Source organism: Anabaena catenula FACHB-362 (genome assembly GCF_014698735.1).
GTDB classification, from domain to species: Bacteria; Cyanobacteriota; Cyanobacteriia; order Cyanobacteriales; family Nostocaceae; genus Anabaena; species Anabaena variabilis_A.
This window is the reverse complement of sequence record NZ_JACJTQ010000043.1, coordinates 1-21,515: the sequence shown is the minus strand read 5'-3', so window position 1 is coordinate 21,515 and position 21,515 is coordinate 1. Positions and strand designations below refer to the sequence as shown.

Below are 21,515 nucleotides of genomic sequence, written 5' to 3'. Positions count from 1 at the left end.
AACTCTTCCTGTGACAGTGTATTATTTGTGAAGATTTTAACAACAATTTTCCCAAGTAGCAGCAATGATTATTCGCCATGCCAGAGAAACTGATTTACCTGCCATTGTAGGAATTTACAACGCTGCGGTTCCCAGCCGCATGGCGACAGCCGATTTAGAACCTGTATCTGTGGAAAGTCGTCTGGCTTGGTTTAAAGGACGAGTACCTTCACAACGTCCGCTGTGGATAATTGAGACAGAAGATGTAATTGCGGGATGGTTGAGTTTTCAATCATTTTACGGCAGACCGGCTTACCATTCAACTGCGGAAATTAGTATTTACATTTCCCCAGACTTTCAGGGATGTGGTTTGGGAAAGCAACTTTTAAGGAAAGCAATTCATGAAAGTCCAAATTTAGGTTTAAAGACTTTAGTAAGTTTTATTTTTGCTCACAATCAACCGAGTTTAGGATTATTTATATCTTTTGGTTTTCAGACTTGGGGACTTTTGCCTAGAATTGCCGATTTGGATGGAGAAGAAAAGGATTTAATGATTATGGGTTTACGAGTTGGGGACTCAACCACGTCTGCAACATAGTTAAATAAATCTTACCTGGAGTCTGTTAGGATTACAATATGCTAATTCTCCTCACCTTTTCTCAGAATAAACTGGAATTATTTACCACGAGGGATGTTGATGTAGTACTGACAAAGATTGATAATGCCTGCAATATCTGGTTGCGCTGTATTAACTTCCGCGATCGCACTGGAACAGCTAGAATTATCAAGTATTTTGGACTTAATCCATCTCGTGTTGACATGATTTTCAATCATTCCCCTATAGGAATTGATGAAGATATGGAAGATTGTTTATTTAACAGCTATGAAATTCTGACTCATCAAATAAAAAATCGTGAGTTTGAGGTAGCCCGTGGCAGTATTGTGGTGGGAACAAATTTTATCATAACCTTTGAAATCACGGAAGTAAAAATCTTCAGCATCCTCACCAACAATCTTCAAAAGCGAAATTTAGATATTCAAAAGTGGGGAGTTGACTATATTTTATATTTTATTTTTAAAGATATTTTAAATAATTACCATACTGTATTTGACTATATTTCTAGAAAGCTTGATGATTTAGAAGATGAAGTTTTAGATAAATTGGGTGATGACTCAACCTATCAGAAAATTGCCACGATGAGGCAATCTACTCGTGTTGGAAGGCGCAATTTTCAAAGCATCAAGTCACTTTTAGCTATTATGGATTACGAGGATTTCCAATGGATTACCCCACCTGTGAAGGCATTATTTAATCAAGAATTGGTTCATCACATTGATAATCTCTGGCAAGAATATCTGGCTTTGAGAGCGTGGATGTCAGAATTAATGGAAATTCAACGGGATAATGTTGCCAGCAAAACCAGTGAACGAATTAATCGTCTCACTATTCTCTCAAGCATATTTTTGCCACTCACTTTTATTTCTGGCTTCTATGGTATGAACTTCAAATATATGCCGGAATTAGAACAACCTTGGGCTTATCCTGCTGTTATCAGCGTCATGGCATTAATTGTGATTTCTAGTATTGTCTATGCTAAACGACAACGTTGGTTGTAGTCAGCAAGATTGATTACACTGCGGTAGAAATCCAGCTACCATTGAAAATTAGGTAAAAAGTTCATGAAAGAAGATTTTTAATTTTTTAATTTTTTAATTTTTTATTTTTAATTGTTTACACCTTATCTCTGGCTGGTGGCACAATACCAAACCTAGTTAACCCTGTATCAATATCTCTCAACAATTTAAAATCATTTTCTGGTAAAGGATAACTATTACTACTAACTAAACCTCCCATTGGTTGTTTTTCCAAAAATGAAAATGCTTGCCGAAACTGTTGAGGTTTTGCTTTAATTGGGGCATCAAAATGGCAGGAAATAATCCAATTAAAATCCCAATTTACAACTTGATCAGCCCAATTTATTGTTTCTTTTGGTGCGCGATTTAAAATCAAAGTTTGTAAAATTGGTGCAACGAATAAACGTCCGTTTCCACGCAATACATCAAATGAATTTTGCCAATTTTCTTGCCATTGGAAAGGAAAAACTCCAAAATAGGCTTTTCTAGAACGTTCTGGGGCTTTCTGGGCATCCCGGAACACTTCACCCCATGTCGGGATTGCTAACACACTCGGTTGAAAATACAAGGCAAACAAAGTCACACGCTGCCATCCTTTACAACGATTGGCTTGGGTATCTGCAACGATGTCCGAGGCTTTGTCTTTGGCGTGGTACAACAACGGATAGGGATCGAGTTGGACTATGGCTGGTGGGTCTGCTGGCACAGAAATTATGGTATCTGTAAGTAAGAGAGTGTGTGATCGCTTGTGGAAAAAAGCTACCTCTGCAAACTTACCAGGCCCCAAATCAATGGCTCCCAATATGGCATAATCAAAATCATCGGCAAAAGGCGCTTCTTGGCTATTTTCCGGTAATACCTGAGTCCGTTTTCCAGGTAAACCCAACCAACTCAACGGCAAATTTAGGGGAAAACTCCACTGTTCGGGTGCAACAAATACCTGTGCATTGGTAAAGGATCGCGCAAAGGGGCCAACAAATACTTTATGTTCTATTCCCGATATGGTGGGCAAAATAATATACTTAACATCACCGTGTTCTGCTACCAACTCATTTACCAAACGGACACATTCTCCTGTTGGTGCAACAGGTGCATAAACAAGCAAACCGCCATTTTCTAGCTTAACTACAGTCATGCGAATTGGCACAACAACGTAGAAAATCCCTTGTAACTGATCAAAAGTCCAGATGGTATCTTTTACAACCTCTTTACGGATTGTCCGACGTTTACCATAAGGGTAAATTGGCACAACAGGCCAGAAGCGCCATGAAAAGTCCTGGGGATTAACATTTTCTATATTGACTATTTCTTCACTGTTAGTCACTCTGCCAACCTCTCCCAATTCCTGATGCTCAAATTTTGATTTGCACTCTTGAATTTGGAGTTTAGCAAATTATTGAGGTAATAATTCAATTTTTCATTCAATTTTGTCAAAAATCAAAGTAGCATAATATAGCAGCCGCAAAATTGCTATGACTATAATCACTGCTAAATTGACTATTGAAGACTATCATCCAATAATTGCTTCTTGAAATAGCTCCAAATTCTATCCAGGATTTAAACCTTGATAGAGCTATTTTGAATTGTTAACTTGCAGACTTACTTAAGGTTTCACAACTTAACAAAAATTAAGTCAATTTAGCAGACAATTTATCTAAAAATGACTACTGAGGTAGGGAATCTAGTTAATCCAGATTAGGAAAGTTAAAGACATCTATGTTGAACGAGTCTATTTTTGCAGATATTCAAAACCATTGGGCAAAAGCCTCTATTCTTGCGGCTGCTGGGAGAAATATATTAAAAGGTTATCCAGACGGTACTTTTCGCCCAAATGCACCTGTGACTCGTGCTGAATTTGCGGCGATTATTTACACAGCCTTACCGAAACAGCCATCATCTCGTCCGGGTATTACCTTTACAGATGTACCCGCTAATCATTGGGCAGCTAAAGCGATCGCTTCAGCATATCAGACAAATTATCTATCTGGATATCCCAATCGTTCTTTCCAACCCAATCAACCAATCCCCCGTGTGCAAGCTTTAACGGCTTTAGCTTCAGGGTTAAATTATCAGGCGACAGAAGAGCCGATCAATACGTTGAAAAAATATTATGATGATTTTGGGCAAATTCCCAGTTACGCTGTAAGTGCGATCGCAGCCGCAACTGAAAAGGGCATAGTTGTTAACTACCCGAACATCCGACGCTTGCAGCCCAATACAAACGCTACTAGAGGCGAAATAGCCACATTTATTTGTCGAGTTTTGGCAATTCCCACCGTACCTTACAAATATCTTCCTGGTATAGAATTATTTATAATTCCCCCACAATTTGAGTTTGCCGATGTTTTTGTGGAGGGATTGGCACGGGTACAAAAAGATAATTTGTGGGGTTATATCGACAAAACCGGAAAATTTGTAATTCCGCCACAATTTGATGAAGCTAATTCTTTTTCCGAAGGATTGGCATTAGTAAGAGAAAACATAAATAAATCAAGCTCAATCTAATTCATGGAAATTCGAGGTATTTGGATTACTACAACAGCCAGTCAAGTCTTTAACTCCCGACAAAATATTGCCGAGGCTATGGACTTTCTTGCCGAAACTGGATTTAACGTTGTCTTTCCTGTTGTTTGGAATAACGGCACAACAACTTATCCCAGTCAAGTTATGCGGGAAAACTTCGGCATCGAAATCAATCCGCGCTTTCAAGGTAGAGATCCTTTAAAAGAATTAATTGAAGAAGCAAAACGAGTTAATTTAGCTGTTATCCCTTGGTTTGAATATGGCTTTGCTAGTTCCTATCAAAAAAATGGTGGGGCAATAATCGCTAAAAAACCAGAATGGGCAGCGCGTGACTATGCTGGAAATTTACTTAATAAAAATGGTTTTGATTGGCTAAATTCTCTTGATAGCGAAGTGCAGAACTTTCTCCTAAGTTTATTTATAGAAGTTGCTAAAAACTATGAAATTGCCGGCATTCAAGGAGATGATCGCTTTCCCGCTTTACCAAGTGAAGGTGGATACGATCAAAAAACTGTAGAACGCTATCGTCAAGAATTTAATCGACTACCACCAGAAAATTCTAAAGATCCACAATGGTTACAGTGGCGGGCTGATATTCTTTCAAATTTTTTAATTCGCTTCTACCAAGAAATAATTAATATAAATCCTGAATTAATTATTTCCATGTCTCCGAGTCCTTATCCTTGGAGTTATGAAAACTACCTACAAGATTCTCAAACTTGGATTAATCTGGGATTAGTTGATTTAGTTCATCCACAGTTATATCACCGAGAATTAGAATTTTATAAAAGAGATATAGATAGACTCGTAACTACTCAATTTACTAAACAACAATTGCCCCAACTAATTCCGGGTGTTCTTTTAAAAAGTAGTGCATATCGAATTGATACAGAACACTTATTTCAGGCACTAAAATACAACCGTTCTGTTGGTATTCAAGGAGAAATTTTCTTTTTCTACGAGGCTTTACGAGAAGATAATAATGCTTTAGCTAATGTTTTAAAATCTAGTATTTACTCTCAACCCGCTGGAAAATTTGACCCCAAAGAAATTAAGAATTATAGCTTTAACCAGCGGCGAATAAATAATAATTACACTTACATAAATAAATCCCAGTCAATTAGCCTCAAGGCAAAATTTGATTGGGTTGAGTCATTTTCTGATGGTATGGCAGCCGTCAAGATGGGTTACAAATACGGTTACATTGATAGAACTGGTAAACTTGTTGGCAGGCTTCAGTTTGATATTGCTGCACCTTTTTCAGAAGGATTAGCCTTGATAAAAATTAATAATAAATATGGCTATATTGATAAAAGTGCCAAACTGATACCTACATTACAATTTGATGATGCTAAATCATTTTCTGAAGGTATAGCAGCAGTCAAAACCGCTAATAAATGGGGCTACATTGATAAAAAAGGTAAATTTGTTGTTGCTGCTAAATTTGATGATGCTAAGTCATTTTCTGAAGGCATAGCATCTGTGAAAACCGCTAATAAATGGGGATTTATTGATAAAACAGGAAAAACTATAATCCAATCTCAATTTGATGATGCTAACAATTTTTCCGAAGGTTTTGCATTAGTTAAAATTGGTAATAAATGGGGATATATTGATAAAACAGGAAAATTGATTATCAAGACACAATTTGATGAAGCTGATATTTTTTCAGAAGGGTTAGCTCCTGCTAAAATAGCAGGTAAATGGGGATATATTAATCAGTTTGGTGAGTTTATAATTCCTCCCAATTTTAATTTAGCTAAACCTTTTTCTGAAGGCATGGCATTAGTTAATGGTGGTGGAGAATTAAAACAAGATCAGGAACAAGGTAAAGCATCTTTGATGGGTGGTAAATGGGGATATATTCGTAAACCTTAATAATCCTCAATTGCCATAACTAGTAGTCTATTAAATAAATTTTGACGGATAAGGAAGAGAAACAAACCGCGAAGAGCGCAAAGAGCGCGTTCGCGTTAGCGTTGCGTAGCAAAGGAAGAAGGAAGAAGGAAGAATAAAAATTGAAAGATTTATTTACCCGTCAATTCTACTTCACTTAGTCTGAAAAATATTTTGCACCATTTTCTTCTCCACCCTATCAGCAGCATTATCCAACTCTATCATCTCACCATCACTTAAAAACCAACCCAAAGCGCTCATATTCTCTTTCGCTTGTTCCACATTCTTAGCCCCAGGAATGGGAATTGTACCTTTACTAATACACCAATTAAGAGCAACTTGAGACATTGTTTTATTTCTAGTATTTGCTATTTCCTGCAAACATCCTAAAAGCGGTTTCATTCCTGGTAATAATTGTCTACACAACAAACCGCGAATACCTTTAGGAAAAGTACCTTTTTCGGAAAACTTACCTGTTAATAAACCCAATGCTAAGGGACTATAAGCGATTAATTTAATTCCCAAATCATCACAAACTTCTTTTAACCCTAATTCAGTCACTGGATAAGTAGATAAAAGGGAATATTGCACCTGCAAAGTTTTAATTGGTATTCCTCGTTCCTGAAATCTTTTATGTACCCATTGCAGTCGTTTTGTACCGTAATTAGATAATCCTACACCTTTCACCAAACCTTGCTCATACAAATCTGCTAAACCATCTAATAAACCAACTTCTTGCCAAGGTGCATAATTAGCTGTAGACCAATGCATTTGCACTAAATCGACATTTTTACCCAACCGTTTTGCAGAAGCATTACAAGCTGATATAATTGATTTTCTTGTCCATCTCCAAGGATAAGCAGCAAGCTTAGTGGCAATGCAAATATTGTCTTTATTTATCCCGTCGTATTCGCTTGCAAAACGCCCTAAAAGTAACTCACTACGTCCGTTTAATCTTCCCGTTCCGTAAGAATCACCAGTATCAAACATGGTGACACCATTACTCACACACAGGTTAAATACCTGTTGCAATTGGTCATCCATGCTTTCATTGTATCCCCAGAGGAGTTGGTTTCCCCATGCCCAAGTCCCACAACCCATAGCAGGAAGGGAGAGTTTTTCATTAGTTTGCATAGTTACTGGCTATAAAAACTGCATATATTAGCAGTTTAGTATAGTTGGGGTGAGCGATGCCTGCGGCGGGCGTAGCCATCGCACTAATAGTTAGGATTCAGTTAAATCTAAGTTACATGATGATGCAGATTTTATCTTGTATCTTGATTTAATTTAGTAAGCCTCAAATCTTCTACTATCGTAGTAAAAAGTTAGAAAAGTATCATCATCAAACAACAGCCCTAAGATGATATCGAGGTTTTCGCGAAAATAGGGACTACCAGATTCTTCGTCATTACTAATGATAGGCTCATCCAGTATTTCTACAACAATAGCTGGCTGATTTATATAAGGATATTTTCTATTCTTGAGATTTGCTTTCCATTGCACTAATTGTCCTACTTGAAAAGAATCTTTTTTGAGGAAATTATTGCAAGCTGTCTGTAATTGAGTTATGTATTCTTCTCCATAACTTTCTTTTTCTGTGGCAATTTCTTCTTCGTCTTCTTCAAAGTTACCATTTTGGAGAGATTGTACCAATGCACCTATTAAGTCTTGGTTATTGTCTTTTTTTTCACTCATACGAATTATTATTTAACTTTCTATCTAGTAGTATAAGCTAATTGAGGATTTTTATACGGATATTGTATTTTAGCACTCTTTGTAAATGAACCACAATTGATTTTTTTAGGACTGGGAAAGATATAATCCTTGTGTTTATTTGATTCTAACTCTTGTAGAGCAGACCTGATTTCTTTGCTGATTTTTTCTAACAGCCGAGTTTGACGCAATCTAATTTCTTCTTTATTTTTTACTCCCTCTACTACATAAAATATTTCAGGAGGTGATAACTTATAACTAGCAGGTACAACATGGAACAACCACCAGTCAAACAACTCACGTCTACCATAAGAACCTGGAAAAATGGCATCACCTTCTAAGCAATCTTCTAAAATTTCTAAAATTGCTTCTACAGATTTATCATAGTTAAGAACCCGAATTGCATTATAAAAGACATCTAATGCTTCGCTAATTGCTTGAAAATTCGCTCCTCTTTTCTGAAAATAAGATTCATGAGACTTAAATATCTCATTAATAAATTTATCAAGCTTATTCTGATTTATCCTATTAATTGAACCTTTAATAGATTGATATAAAAAATTTTCCATTAATTGAATAACTATTTTCGGTAAATTATTATTTGGATCATAATATTCTAAAGTAGGTTGTACAGCTAAACTGATGATAAGCGTCATCCATATATATCTAATATGGTTGATTGACTGATTTTCATTACCAAAAATTTCTAAAACAGCTTGTAAATCATCTTCTAATGAATCTGTAGTATCATTATACCCTTCATATAATTCATCATAATGTTGTGACTTGATTTTATTAGATAACCACTGAAGTTCAACAGGAATTTTCGTGAATAGTTCCCGTTGACACTTTTGATTATGAATTATTGTTGATATCATATAAATCACCTCTTTATTAATTGGACATCTGAACTAAATAGTTGGCCTTAAAAATTGTCGTTATGATAAGGAAGGAGGCAGAAGGGAAGAGATTTTTGGGCAACCTTACTTTTTGTTACATACTTCCGTTTTTTTTGAGCCTTTCTACTTGTATAAATAAAACATTTTGACTATGGAGGATAAGGGTAGTCCCAAAATACTTCTACCTTCATATTTGGAAACTTTTCCTCAAACTGTCTTTTAATATCTTGACAACTTTGGCAAGGGTGTCGCTCTGTATAAAGATAGATATACCCTTCTATTTGCAGATTGTAGTTCATTTCGAGAATCTTCGCAATTTCTGAGAATAGTTTATATTCAGAACAAGTATCCATAATACGTCCACTGTAAGAGTCTGGCCCTGGTTGAAATTGTCCTCCTTCTGATTTTGCTGTAGGTTTAGGAATTGGACTTTTATAGTGAGATGTTGCTTCTTGATGAAAAATTACATCTTCTATATGTATTTCAGCCACTGCAACATTGTTTTTAATTCGGAGGAATGGTTGCGTAAGAATGGGCTTATTGGGGAGCAAAATCTCCCTAATTTTAGCAGCAGATTCTCGTAACCTTTTCTTGATTATATTTTCGTCTCCATCGTTAATATTATCTTGTGTATCTGTCATGTAATGATATTAACATCTGTGTAGTATGTTATTTCCCTGGTAACATGAATGGTAAAGCATCAATCCACCATCCACAATACCAGTATTACCTTCACAATAGAAATATACAAAATACAAACAGAACAGGTATTGAAAAATGATACGTTTAAAACTCTGGCAATGGATCATCCTCATCTCACCAATTGCGATAATTGTCTCCTTCCTACTCATCTCCGCAGGAATGCAAATTCACACCTGGGGATTAAGTTGGATTTGGGCATTATTCACCCTTATATTTGTCGGTTGGCGTTGGTTGCTGGTACACTGGACTAAACCGGCTGTAAATCAAATCGAAGCTGTCTTTGCAGAAGTGCAGGAAGAATTGGAATCTAGCAACGACAATAATATAAATGTGTCAACAGGAAGAGATACAGCTACTCAAGTAGAAGCAGAATTACAAAAAGTTATTATCGCAGCACAAAATGATTCCCCCATTTGGGAAGACTGGCAAACTTTTTGGACAAGATGTCAAGATTTAGTAGTAGCAATTTCCCATATCTATAATCCCGAAGTAAAATATCCCTTACTCAACATCTACATTCCCCAAGTTTACGGTTTAATTCGTGGAACTGTAGATGATATGGATCAATGGATGCAAAAATTATCACCAGTCCTCAATCAAGTTACAGTTGGACAGGCTTATCAAACATACCAAGTCTACCGTAAGTTAGAGCCATCTGCTCGTAAATTCTGGCAAGCTTGGAATTGGGCGCAATGGGTATTAAATCCTGTTGCAGCAGTAGCAAAAAAAGCCAGTGCAGGTGTTAGCAATCGTGCTTCTCAAGAACTACTGATAAATTTGAGCCAACTTTTACGAGAAGCAGCCTTGCGGAATTTGTGCAAACAAGCGATCGCACTCTACGCAGGTACTAAAATTGAATTACCTACCCCCACCCTACCCCAAGCTAAAACTCAAACCCTGCGTGACATTCTTACCCAAGCTGAACCTCCAGAAACAGTTGAGCAAAAACCCCTTAATATTCTCATTATCGGACGCACAGGTGCAGGTAAAAGTAGTTTAATTAATACTATTTTTCAAAATGAACTTGCAGCAGTTGATGTGTTACCGAGTACAGATAAAATTCAAAATTATCATTGGGAAAGCGAAAGCGGAGAAACTCTCAATCTTTGGGATACTCCCGGTTATGAACAAGTCAAACGTGATGATTTGCGGGATTTAGTCATTGATTATGCCAAAAATGCCGATTTGTTGTTATTAGTTACTCCCGCACTTGATCCCGCATTGCAGATGGATGTAGACTTTTTACAAGATATCAAATCAGAAATCGCAGATTTACCCATCATTACTATTGTTACTCAAGTAGATCGTTTGCGTCCTATTCGTGAATGGGAACCTCCTTATAATTGGGAAATGGGAAATAAACCCAAAGAAATTTCTATTCGAGAAGCGACAGAATATCGAAAACAACTTTTAGCAAATTTCTGTAATTTAGTTTTACCCATTGTCACCGGTGATATCAAAACTGGTCGTCATGCTTGGGGTGTAGAAGTGTTATCTTGGGGATTAGTAGAAGCCATATCTCCCGCAAAACAATTACGTCTTACCCGTTTTTTGCGTAATCTGGAAATCCGCACGGTTGCAGCAGCTAAAATTATCGATCATTATACCTTTCAAATGGCAACCACTCAAGGACTTACCGCACTTCTTAAAAGTCCAGTTTTGCAATTTATTTCTACTCTATCAACCGGTTCTCCTACTCTTGCTTATCTTCTCGCAGAAAAAATTCCCGTCGAACAATTACCTATAGTCATTGGTAAATTACAAATGGCTTATGAACTTTTTCCCCTGTTCAATCCTGATAATTCCCAATCACGCAATTTTGATTTACTATCTCTTTGGCCTTTGTTATTGGAAAATAATACCACACCAGACCGCAACGCCGAAGCATTTGGTCACGCTTTAATAGAATATTGGACTCAGAATTTGACAATTGAAGAACTGCGGGAACGATTTGATTATTATCTTCAATAACAACTGCACTTGATATAGCAATCCTATCTGATTTGTGAACAAGAGTCATATACCAAATTTCTCAGGAAAGTTGGGTATCTTCCTGATATATATAGCATTTCCTAATCACATGAGATAAATCATAGCCCCCTCCTCGCTTGCGGGGAGGGGGTTGGGGGTGGGGTTCCTCACTCAACCGAGAACCGATATATCTCCAAAATCCACAGCAAAAAACTACCCTCACCTGTATTCAGAGAGAGCAGTTTTTTATAAATATCCAAACGAATTATTTAGCAATCTTCATTTTCCAAGTTTGCTACTGTCACCGCATTAAGAGCAAAAGCTAAAACTAGCGGCATGGGACACTTGTAGATAAATGTATAAATAACAGCTACAATGGTGATAACTACAGCCGTGATTGACCAGAAAAGTTCCTGATTAGTTAATCCATTCTCTTCTTTAATCACTCTCAAAACATGAACTGGAATTGGTTCTGGCATTACTCCTCCTGGAGGAAATGCCCAGTAGTTACCACGTCGCTCGACAAATAAATCTGTCCAGCCGTTTTCCATGCACCATGCTTCAATCCATTGAATAGAGTAATGATTCATCATCGGGATACAATTCCAATTGTGCAATTTGTGTAGTTAGTGAATATAAATCGATAGAAGATTCATGACCAGCTAATTGATAGCTATAAGATTAACGCTAATTCCATATTTGTTAACTTTAGTTAAGCAGTTAAGACATAAGTTTAAAACATATAAATTATGCTCAAATGCTGCTTCCCTTAATTAAAAGACTAACAGGCTATAGCCGCTATTTCTAGCAAAAGATAATAAACTTTACTTGAAGTCAGCTATGTAAATGAATGTAAAGAAGCCTGTGAGTCATTGCTAAAATCTTAAGTAATTCTAAAATTATCCAATATCTAACTTAAACATCAACTTTTCAAGTTTAGAAATATAAAAATCTCAACAATTACTGATTGACTCATTTGAATTGATTTTGATTTAAATTCAACTAGGTTTATATCCAGAATGCTTATTTTAAAGGCTTTAGGCAGCATTGCTATTGCCTCAAATATTACTAAAATGGAATAGTAAACATGATCATAACATCAGTCTAAAGTAAGAATTTAGTAAATGTTTTTCAGATAAATCCAGGTATTGATGACAAAGTTTTAATCAAAAGCAACCAGCTACTTACAGCAGATTTCAGGTTGCAGGAGGTACAAAATTTAAGAATAAAGCTATATAAAAATAGAGTTTCAACCCTGTTCCCTGCTGTAACAGAATAGGGTATGCTGAAAATGCATGAAACACTAAATTGGCTATTAAATATGTATTGGCGACAAGGGTTAGCATTACTGTTGGGAGTTATTATCTGGTGTGTGACATCTCCAGCACTAGCAGACTGGAGTCACCCCCTATCATTTAGCAATGCAGAGTTGGGAAGACACGATTTTTCGGGACAAAGTTTGCAAGCTGCGGAGTTTTCTAACGCTAACTTAGAGATGACTAATTTTACAGGTGCTGACTTGCGGGGAGCCGTTTTGAGTGCTTCCGTCATGACACAAGCAAATTTACATGGAGCCGATTTAACTAATGCAATGGTTAATGAAGTAAAATTGAATGGCGCTGATCTCAGTGATGCTATTTTGTTAGAAGCTCTTTTACTCCGTTCCGTCTTTACTGATGTCAACATCACAGGTGCAGATTTTACGGATGCTATTTTAGATAGAGCGCAAATTAAAGAGCTATGTGAAAAAGCCAGTGGTATAAATTCCCAAACTGGTGTAGAAACTCGTGAGTCGTTAGGATGTCGATAAAACTTGGTATAATTGGTGGTGGACAACTCGCTTGGATGATGGGAGATGCAGCCCAGAAGCTAGGAGTAGAATTAATAGTACAAACTCCTAATCAAGATGATCCAGCTGTATCTATTGCTCAAAAAACGGTTTTTGCAGCAGTTGACGATGCAGCAGCTACGGAAATTTTAGCTTCACAATGTGATGTGATCACCTTTGAAAATGAGTTTGTCAATTTAGATGCTTTATCTTTGTTAGAGAAACAAGGTGTTTGTTTTCGTCCCAGATTAGCAGCTTTATCGCCGTTATTAGATAAATATCATCAACGTTGCTATTTACAGGATTTAGGATTACCAGTTCCTCAGTTTTTCGCTGTAGAAAAATCAGAAGATATTGAATCGAAAATAGAATATTTAGGTTTTCCCATCGTTGTCAAAGCCAGACGACATGGTTACGATGGACAAGGGACTTTTATTATTCATGATTTAGCTACTTTGTTAACAGTAGTCAATCAAAATAGTACACAGTTTTTAGTCGAAGCATTTGTTCCTTTTGAAAGAGAACTAGCGATAATTGCAGCACGTTCTGTGAATGGGGAAATTGTCACTTATCCAGTTGTGGAAACTCAACAAGAACAACAGGTATGTCGGAGAGTAATTGCCCCAGCAGATATTACACCCCAACAAGCAGCAGAAATTCAAGTGATCGCGCATACACTATTAAATAGCCTACAAGCTGTGGGAGTTTTTGGCATTGAGTTATTTATCACCGCCGATGGTAAAATTTTAGTCAATGAAATTGCACCTCGCACCCACAATTCTGGGCATTTTTCCTTAGATGCTTGTGAAACTTCTCAATTTGAGCAACACCTGAGAGCCGTTTGTGGTTTGCCTTTAGAAGATACCCAGTTAAACTGCACCAGTGCAATTATGGTAAACCTTTTGGGGTATGAAAGCTCACACAGCGACTACCAAAACCAGCGCCAACAACTAGCAGAGATTCCCCACTCTCACTTACACTGGTACGGAAAAACAGAATCTCGTCCAGGACGTAAACTTGGACATCTTACAGTCTTGCTAGAGCAGCAAAACCAACATACAGCGCTCGATATCACACACAAAATAGAATCTATCTGGTATCCTCCAGAAAAAATTTCCTAAAAATTTCCCTATTCAACACACAAACTATTTTTGAAGGCTATAATGAGTTAGTTACACTACGACGTTGGTGACTGCCCACAAGTTTTTTGATCTATGTCTTTAAGAAACTGGGAGCCAAATAGTTCTTGTGGCAGTATACCGGGCTTGTACCCGGAAACTTTAAACGAGCAACATCCGTTCCCACCTGGTATAACCAGGTCATAAACTTAGGCAAAACGGCGTCGCGGTGAACTCAAAATTTTTAGCTAACCAGCAGAAGCCTCTCACCTAACCGATAGGGAGGTGATGAGATGAATGCACAGCGTGCCTTAGGCTTGTGAGTGACGAATTGACCAACAATCTCTCATTGAGCGTGAGCGAAATCAGTAATTTTGGTAGGTGAAGAATGAACACTTTCTTGGTCAATTCTTCTGCCGAATATGTGATACAGTTTCAAGAGATGGGTGGAATTCAATTAAATGCTGAAAAGCAGCCTATCTATCGAAAAAGTTAACCCTTCGGCTCCGCTCAGGGTTAACGGTGAGCGCAGTCAAACCGTTAAAAATTATATCCAAACGTCCCTAGGGCATAGGGCTTTAAAGCTCAGTAAATGTCTTCAAAGAAGAGTCGCTGAGAAACCCACACTCACCTGTTCGCGTAGCGTGCCGCAAGGCATAAAGGAGTGTGTGGAGTATGTCACCTCCCAGGTTAACAGACTTGGGAGTTTTAAATTTTATCGGATTATCGATTATTCTCAAAAGCCAGTAATATTCTCATCGGCTTGGTGTTAAGAAAATTAAGTTGATATAATCTGTATAAATTAACTCTTCTTTAACTAACATCTGGAGTTATAATAGCATAATTGCGTTAAATTGTGGTTAAAACTACAAAAACTTGACAAAATACTTAGCTAAAACAGTGTTCCCAGCCTCGGTTTTTCACCTAGACAACGGTTTAACATTTATTCATCAGGAAATTTCCACTACCCCTGTAGTGGCAGCTGATGTTTGGGTTCGCGCTGGAGCTACTTTAGAACCAGATCCTTGGTTCGGAATGGCGCACTTTTTAGAACACATGATTTTTAAAGGTACAGCAAACCTACCCCCAGGGGAGTTTGATTATAACATTGAAAAGATGGGTGGCGTGAGTAATGCAGCTACGAGTCATGATTATACACATTACTCTCTCACCACAGCTGCCCCTTACCTAGCAGAGACCTTACCCAACTTAGGTGAACTTTTGCTCAATGCCGCAATTGCGGATGATGAATTTATCCGTGAACGAGATGTAGTGCTAGAGGAAATTCGCTCTAGTGCTGATGATCCTGATTCGATAGGATTTGAATCCCTACTCAAAAACGTCTATCAAAACCACGCTTATGGACGTTCTGTGTTGGGTACTGAGCAAGAACTGATGCAGCATTCACCAGAAGCAATGCGCTGTTTTCATCGCTCTCACTACCAACCCGAAAATATGACAGTGGTAATTGTGGGAGGAATTGCTAAAGAACAGGCTTGGGAAATTGTCAATCAATCATTTGCCAATTTTAGCGATCGCTCTAATTGCCCCCCGTCTGAGAAAATAGTAGCACCAGTAATTACAGGAATTCGCCGTCAAGAACTGATTTTACCAAGGCTAGAACAAGCTAGGTTAATGATGGCATGGATAGCACCAGGAGTAGAACAACTCCGGGACGCGCATGGTTTAGATTTCCTGACCGTCTTATTAGCAGAAGGAAGAACTTCGCGGTTAGTCCATGATTTACGGGAAGAAAAGCAACTGGTACAGGCAATTTGCAGTAGCTTTTCCTTACAACGTGAATCGAGTTTGTTAACAATTACCGCCTGGTTAGAACCAGAATATCTAGAACGAGTAGAATCTTTAATTTGCCATCATTTGCACAATTTACAAACTACAGCTATTAGTGAAACTGAGCTTAATCGTATCCGGAGAACACTCTGTAATGAGTATGCTTTTTCAACGGAAACACCAAATCAGCTTTCCAGTCTCTATGGCTACTACAATACCATCGCTCAAGCTGAATTAGCTGTTACCTATCCCCAGCAAATTCAATCCTTTAATGCTCAAGAACTGCAAAAATTAGCGCAGCAGTATATTTCTTGTCAGAACTACACAGCTACAATTCTTAAACCCTATTAGTCATTAGTCCAAAATTAGTACCAATGACCAATAAATAATTACCAATGACCTATAACTAAATAATGCAAACTATAGATAATTCTAATTCCCCTATCCATCGCACCATATTAGCCAATGGCATTGTTGTCTTAGTGGCAGAAAATCAAGCTGCGGATATTATTGCGGGACGGATTTTTGTGCGTGCTGGTAGTTGTTATGAAAACCGCGAGCAAGCTGGGTTAGCACATTTGCTATCAGCTGTGATGACAAAAGGTTGTGATGGTTTATCTAGCTTAGAAATTGCCGAAAAAGTCGAGTCTGTAGGAGCAAGTTTAAGCACAGACGCTGGAACTGATTATTTTCTGCTGTCTTTGAAAACAGTAACTGCCGACTTTGCAGAAATTTTAACATTATCGGGGCTGTTATTGCGATCGCCCACATTTCCCGAAACCCAAGTGGAACTAGAAAAGCGATTAGCAATACAAGATATTCGCTCCCAAAAAGAGCAACCCTTTAGTGTTGCTTTTGAGCAAATGCGACTAGCAATGTACCAAGAACATCCATACTCGATGTCCGTTTTAGGTACTGAAAAAACTGTTAGCAGCATTACTCGTGCAGACTTGGTACAGTTTCACCAAACTCATTTTCGTCCAGATAACGTGGTAATTAGTATTGCTGGACGCATTACACCCTCAGCAGCATTAGACTTAGTCGCAGAAGTTTTTGGTGACTGGGTTTCTCCAGCCGAACCACGTCATATACTGGATTTACCAGCAATTCCTGTCAAACCCCAATCATGTCTCAAACCCTTAAATACACAGCAATCAATCGTCATGCTGGGTTATATGGGACCATCGGTGAGCGCCCCAGGATATGCGGCACTCAAATTGCTGTCTACGTACCTGGGAAATGGTCTTTCTAGCCGCTTATTTGTGGAATTACGGGAAAAAAGAGGTTTGGCTTACGAAGTATCTGCCATTTACTCTACACGCCTCTTTCCCGCCTCATTTGTGGTTTATATGGGTACAGCCCCAGAAAATACTAGTATCGCTCTCCAAGGACTACGCCAAGAAGTAGAACGACTATGTACTACTGAACTATCGGCAGAGGAACTACAAACAGCGAAAAATAAAATACTGGGTCAGTATGCCTTGGGTAAACAAACTAACGGGCAAATTGCTCAAATCTATGGCTGGTACGAAATTTTAGGTTTAGGAATTGAATTTGACCAAGAATTCACCGAACTGATTAATAAAGTTACTGCTAAATTAGCTATGACAGCCGCTCATCGGTATTTACAGGAACCATATTTGTCTTTAGTTGGTCAAGAAGAAGCAATTCAATCAGTTAATATTTAACAGTTTGACTTCCACAAAGAAGCAATAGAGCGATCGCATCGCCCGCCTTCGGCATCCTGCCAAGGTAAGATAAGTATGAGAAAATTTCCACAAATCGGTATGTTGTATTACTTACTTTTATTCATTGCCACACCTGTGCTGATTGGCTCCTCAGCGATGGTATCAACGGCAGCACCAGCCAAAATCGCCCAAGTCAACGCAGTAGGCAACATCAACCGCCCTACCCTGAAAATTGGTAGCCAAGGTGAACGTGTCTCTGAACTTCAAGCAACCCTCAAATTGTTGGGCTTTTACACAGGTACAGTTGATGGCATTTATCAACAAGCTACAGCCACTGCTGTTTCTAAATTTAAACAAGCTGCTGGCTTAAATCCAGATGGTGTTGTAGATCCCATCACTTGGCAAAAACTTTTTCCTAATGTATCGCCCGTTGCTGCTACTATCTCTTCCTCTCCTCCACTGCCACCTATCTCAGCCAATAGTTTAACCGTTCCTACCCAAACCACTGGAAGCACCAGAATCAACAACACACCTGCACCAAAACCAACTTCCCGGAATCAGCCTAATGTAAATTTTCAGCCCACTCCGCGAAATCAGCAAAATCCTAGTATTCAATACACCCCAGAAGGGTGGGCAATTTTGCGTTTAGGTAACCGTGGTTCAGAAGTGATAAAGTTACAAAAACTACTACAAAATCTGGGCTTTTTGAAAGGTAGTATGGATGGAGACTTCGGTATCACCACTGAGGCAGCCGTAAAAGCTGCTCAAATCCGCTATGGGTTACAACCAGATGGGATAGTTGGTGGTGCTACTTGGCAGGCTTTCTTACGGCGATTACCCCAACAACGTTAGGCTGATACAAAAATATGGCTAATTGATATGAAACACTTTTTCTTAACTTGGCTTGGTACTGCGATCGCGTTATTAATTACGGCTAAAATTGTTCCTGGATTCATTATCAAAACTTTTGTAGCTGCCTTAGTTGCTGCTATTGTCATTGGTTTGGTAAATGCCATTATTCGCCCATTTTTGAGTTTGTTAACATTTCCCATTACCTTAATTACCTTTGGGTTATTTACATTTGTAATCAACGCTTTAACTCTTTGGCTGGCAAGCGCCTTAACTCCAGGTTCTGATTTTATAATTCAGGGTTTTGTCCCGGCTTTTTTTGGTTCAATTGTGCTGGCAATTGTTTCTAGCATTATTAACTATTTTCTGCGAGTCGTTGATTGAAGGAAGCAGTATGACTCAGAAGTCTGCCGGATTTTGCTTTGTTTGTATTATTAAGGAATGTGAATTAAATGATGTACAACTCTGGATTTATATAATCTAATGTTTGGTTACGCTGTCGCTTTACCCAACCTACAAAGAATTGTAAGTTAATAAATCCACGTTCCTAAGTTATATCAAGTCCGGCTAATTGCTTATCAAAAGAACTCTCCGCGTCTCTTCATCTCCGTGTCAGCCTAATTATAAGTTTTTAACCGGACACGATATTACAGCTTGGGCAACAGCTATTGTCACCGTTCCCACTTCCCCTGGTAAGCGAAAAATTTGTTTAGGAACTAATAACCTTACACCTACAGAAGTAATTTCACTAGCGGCCAGAATCGCAGATGCTTCTGCAACACTGGGCGTTCCCATTCTTTGTTCAACAATTTTAGCAGGGTGAGGAACACAGACATTGCCCAGATTCTCTGCTGTGAAGGTTTTTAGAGGCAAATTATATACCTGACAAAAGTCCTTTAAACCCATTTCAGTCGCTTTAGATTCAATTGTAGCAATACCGGAAATCTCACATCGGCTAAGTTGATTTTCTCGAAAAATTTTCTCAATTGCAGTGTTAATTAACAGTGATGAAATCCCTTTTTGACAACCAATACCCACCCATAAGACTCGTAGAAATAATAAATCTATTTGCATAATTTACTCATTCAATGGTATTCAATTAAATTTAATATTTTCTATATAATCTCGCAAAGAGCCTATAAATAGGCGTAAAATCACACCAAAGTCTGATTGATTTTTGATAAATGTGAATTTTGATACATCAAAAATGATAAGTTTAATACTTTCGCTAAAAATAAAAACCGATATATTTAGTACATCTAGCACAGTAGGAAACATCGAGGGAGAAACAAAGCAAAGGTAAAAGGTAAATTACGTCTTCATGTTTACTTTTTTTCTACCCTTGTAGCGTAAGCATTTCATCTTGATGTTTCACTTTCTTCTTTCTCCGCCGTCACAAACTCTCAACAGTTACGGCGGAGTTTTGCTGTCTGATTTTTACTCCTGCGCTCCAGCTAGTCTTAAAATCCGCACAATTCCCTGATAGTTATTAAATTCGGCAATCATTAAAGCTGTATAACCACCTTTATTTCTTAAATTCACGTCCGCCCCAGATGTAAGTAAAATCTGCACAGCTTGACTATAACCCTCTGCGGCTGCCCACATTAAAGCCGTTGCCCCAGATGAGTCTTGAAAATTCACATCTGCGCCTTTTGCTAATAGCAGTTTGAAAACTTCTGGATGGTTGCTGGCTATGGCTTTGACTAAAGCAGTTTTACCATCATCTGCCACGGCATTGATATTAGCACCATAGTCAATTAGTACTTTGACTGTTTGGGTGTGTCCTTGAGATACTGCCAATGTGAGGGCAACTTCACCAAAGTTTTTTTTATGCATATCTGCCCCAGAATGCAACAAAGCTGCAACTATTTCGCTGTGTCCCTGGAATGCGGCTACCAGTAGCGGTGTATCACCCAGATGATTTCTAATTTGGACATCTGCACCCCGTTGGAGTAATACTTGCACTACATCAAGGTAGCCTTCGACAACGGCAAAATGCAAGGCTGTTTCACCTTCTTTATCTTGGTGATTAATTTTTGCACCTCCATCTAACAAAGCCGTAACAATATTACTGTTTCCTATGGCAGCAGCAGCTAACAGTGCAGTACCACCATCAGAGTTTTTCAAATTAGCATCAGCCCCATTTGACAACAGTGTTTGCACGATTTCTAAATTTCCCAAGTCTACCGCTGTCATTAACGGTGTCTCACCTTCTGCATCGTGGATATTGACAACGGAGCTATTTTGTGATATTGCTTTGACAACTTCTGTCCAGCCATGCTTGATTGCTAGTTTTAAAGCAGTATCATCATCTTTATCGGTAATATTTGCTTTGGCACCCGCAGCTAATAAGCTTTGCACTGCATTGAGATGACCTTTCACTGCCGCTGCCATTAAGGCGGTGCTACCATCTTCATTAATAGCATTTACATCTGCACCTCTGGATATTAACAGCTTAACAATATCAAGTTGATTGCTACTAGCTGCCAACATTAACGCCGTCAACCCATAAGTTTTTCTGGGTAAGTTGAGATTAGCGCCAAAATCTAAGAGCGATCGCACTATTTCTGTATAACCTAAATTCGCAGCCAACATTAATGCAGTCGTGCCGCTGCGATCGCACACATCCACCTCAACACCACTAGCTAGTAGCTCACACAGACTTTTGATATCACCACTTTTGGCAGCTTTTAGTAGGAAGTTATCTTTGTTTTCAGTCATAAAGGAAATCCCGCTTAAACGTATATTCTTTAATTTATAGCCGTGGACAGGGTGGTTAGGACATCAATTGATCATAAAACTCCCAATACAAGAGGGTTTTACTTCTGACTCCTGACTCCTGACTCCTGACTCCTGACTCCTGACTCCTGACTCCTGACTCCTGACTCCTGACTCCTGACTCCTGACTCCTGACTCCTGACTC

The 21,515-nt window shown here is 38.3% G+C and carries 19 protein-coding genes and 1 other RNA gene; 12 read left to right on the top strand and 8 right to left on the bottom strand.

The window, feature by feature from the left end; all coding sequences use genetic code 11:
• The first annotated feature begins 64 nt into the window (after window positions 1–64).
• A complete protein-coding gene (locus H6G68_RS21405; protein ID WP_190908445.1) occupies window positions 65–577 on the top strand; it encodes a GNAT family N-acetyltransferase in 513 nt (170 codons plus the stop codon).
• 38 nt (window positions 578–615) lie between these two features.
• On the top strand, window positions 616–1,596 hold the full coding sequence (locus H6G68_RS21400; protein ID WP_190908444.1) for a magnesium transporter CorA family protein: 981 nt from the start codon (window positions 616–618) through the stop codon (window positions 1,594–1,596).
• A 115-nt stretch (window positions 1,597–1,711) separates the two neighbouring features.
• On the opposite strand, the gene H6G68_RS21395 is transcribed toward H6G68_RS21400, so the two are convergent.
• Complete coding sequence (locus tag H6G68_RS21395; protein ID WP_190908443.1) at window positions 1,712–2,938, bottom strand: DUF4336 domain-containing protein; 1,227 nt, start codon at window positions 2,936–2,938, stop codon at window positions 1,712–1,714.
• 392 nt (window positions 2,939–3,330) lie between these two features.
• Here H6G68_RS21395 and H6G68_RS27345 point away from each other — a divergent pair, with 392 nt between their 5' ends.
• Together H6G68_RS27345 and H6G68_RS21390 are read left to right on the top strand one after the other, a co-directional pair.
• Window positions 3,331–4,119 carry an S-layer homology domain-containing protein gene (locus H6G68_RS27345; RefSeq protein WP_242045353.1) on the top strand — a complete coding sequence of 263 codons (789 nt, stop codon included), beginning with the start codon at window positions 3,331–3,333 and terminating at the stop codon, window positions 4,117–4,119.
• A gap of 3 nt (window positions 4,120–4,122) precedes the next feature.
• Complete coding sequence (locus H6G68_RS21390) at window positions 4,123–6,015, top strand: WG repeat-containing protein (protein WP_242045352.1); 1,893 nt, start codon at window positions 4,123–4,125, stop codon at window positions 6,013–6,015.
• Between the two features lie 171 nt (window positions 6,016–6,186).
• On the opposite strand, the gene H6G68_RS21385 is transcribed toward H6G68_RS21390, so the two are convergent.
• The 4 genes from H6G68_RS21385 to H6G68_RS21370 form a co-directional block, all read right to left on the bottom strand.
• Entirely contained in the window at window positions 6,187–7,167 is a 981-nt protein-coding gene (locus H6G68_RS21385) for an aldo/keto reductase (RefSeq protein WP_190908442.1), read from the bottom strand.
• 153 nt (window positions 7,168–7,320) lie between these two features.
• Window positions 7,321–7,728: a hypothetical protein gene (locus H6G68_RS21380; RefSeq protein WP_190908441.1), complete on the bottom strand. Its 408-nt coding sequence runs from the start codon at window positions 7,726–7,728 to the stop codon at window positions 7,321–7,323.
• A gap of 20 nt (window positions 7,729–7,748) precedes the next feature.
• The gene (locus tag H6G68_RS21375; protein ID WP_190908440.1) at window positions 7,749–8,624 is read right to left on the bottom strand and encodes a hypothetical protein; all 876 of its coding nucleotides are present in this window, start codon (window positions 8,622–8,624) and stop codon (window positions 7,749–7,751) included.
• A 170-nt stretch (window positions 8,625–8,794) separates the two neighbouring features.
• Window positions 8,795–9,286, bottom strand: coding sequence for a deaminase domain-containing protein (locus tag H6G68_RS21370; protein ID WP_127056165.1), 492 nt, complete (start codon window positions 9,284–9,286; stop codon window positions 8,795–8,797).
• Window positions 9,287–9,422: 136 nt separating this feature from the next.
• Between H6G68_RS21370 and H6G68_RS21365 the strand changes: the two genes are divergently transcribed.
• Window positions 9,423–11,318 (top strand): GTPase family protein, encoded by a 1,896-nt coding sequence (locus tag H6G68_RS21365; protein WP_190908439.1) that lies wholly within the window; start codon window positions 9,423–9,425, stop codon window positions 11,316–11,318.
• Window positions 11,319–11,587: 269 nt separating this feature from the next.
• Here H6G68_RS21365 and H6G68_RS21360 read toward each other — a convergent pair whose 3' ends face one another.
• Entirely contained in the window at window positions 11,588–11,911 is a 324-nt protein-coding gene (locus tag H6G68_RS21360) for a slr1957 family protein (RefSeq protein ID WP_177176138.1), read from the bottom strand.
• Between the two features lie 728 nt (window positions 11,912–12,639).
• On the opposite strand from H6G68_RS21360, the gene H6G68_RS21355 reads away from it, so the two are divergent.
• From H6G68_RS21355 to H6G68_RS21325, 7 genes are all read left to right on the top strand, one after another.
• The gene (locus H6G68_RS21355; protein ID WP_190908463.1) at window positions 12,640–13,128 is read left to right on the top strand and encodes a pentapeptide repeat-containing protein; all 489 of its coding nucleotides are present in this window, start codon (window positions 12,640–12,642) and stop codon (window positions 13,126–13,128) included.
• Window positions 13,119–14,267: a 5-(carboxyamino)imidazole ribonucleotide synthase gene (locus H6G68_RS21350; protein WP_190908438.1), complete on the top strand. Its 1,149-nt coding sequence runs from the start codon at window positions 13,119–13,121 to the stop codon at window positions 14,265–14,267. Before H6G68_RS21355 ends, H6G68_RS21350 begins: the two co-directional genes overlap by 10 nt.
• 50 nt (window positions 14,268–14,317) lie before the next feature.
• Window positions 14,318–14,501: non-coding RNA, 6S RNA (gene ssrS, locus H6G68_RS21345), on the top strand.
• Window positions 14,502–15,164: 663 nt separating this feature from the next.
• Entirely contained in the window at window positions 15,165–16,406 is a 1,242-nt protein-coding gene (locus H6G68_RS21340; protein WP_190908462.1) for an insulinase family protein, read from the top strand.
• Window positions 16,407–16,468: 62 nt separating this feature from the next.
• Entirely contained in the window at window positions 16,469–17,743 is a 1,275-nt protein-coding gene (locus H6G68_RS21335; RefSeq protein WP_190908437.1) for a M16 family metallopeptidase, read from the top strand.
• A 75-nt stretch (window positions 17,744–17,818) separates the two neighbouring features.
• Entirely contained in the window at window positions 17,819–18,595 is a 777-nt protein-coding gene (locus tag H6G68_RS21330) for a peptidoglycan-binding domain-containing protein (protein ID WP_242045351.1), read from the top strand.
• Between the two features lie 27 nt (window positions 18,596–18,622).
• Window positions 18,623–18,976 (top strand): phage holin family protein, encoded by a 354-nt coding sequence (locus tag H6G68_RS21325; protein ID WP_190908436.1) that lies wholly within the window; start codon window positions 18,623–18,625, stop codon window positions 18,974–18,976.
• A 237-nt stretch (window positions 18,977–19,213) separates the two neighbouring features.
• Here H6G68_RS21325 and H6G68_RS21320 read toward each other — a convergent pair whose 3' ends face one another.
• Window positions 19,214–19,666 (bottom strand): cobalamin biosynthesis protein, encoded by a 453-nt coding sequence (locus tag H6G68_RS21320; protein WP_190908435.1) that lies wholly within the window; start codon window positions 19,664–19,666, stop codon window positions 19,214–19,216.
• A gap of 363 nt (window positions 19,667–20,029) precedes the next feature.
• Complete coding sequence (locus H6G68_RS21315) at window positions 20,030–21,313, bottom strand: ankyrin repeat domain-containing protein (protein WP_190908434.1); 1,284 nt, start codon at window positions 21,311–21,313, stop codon at window positions 20,030–20,032.
• Between the last annotated feature and the right edge of the window lie 202 nt (window positions 21,314–21,515).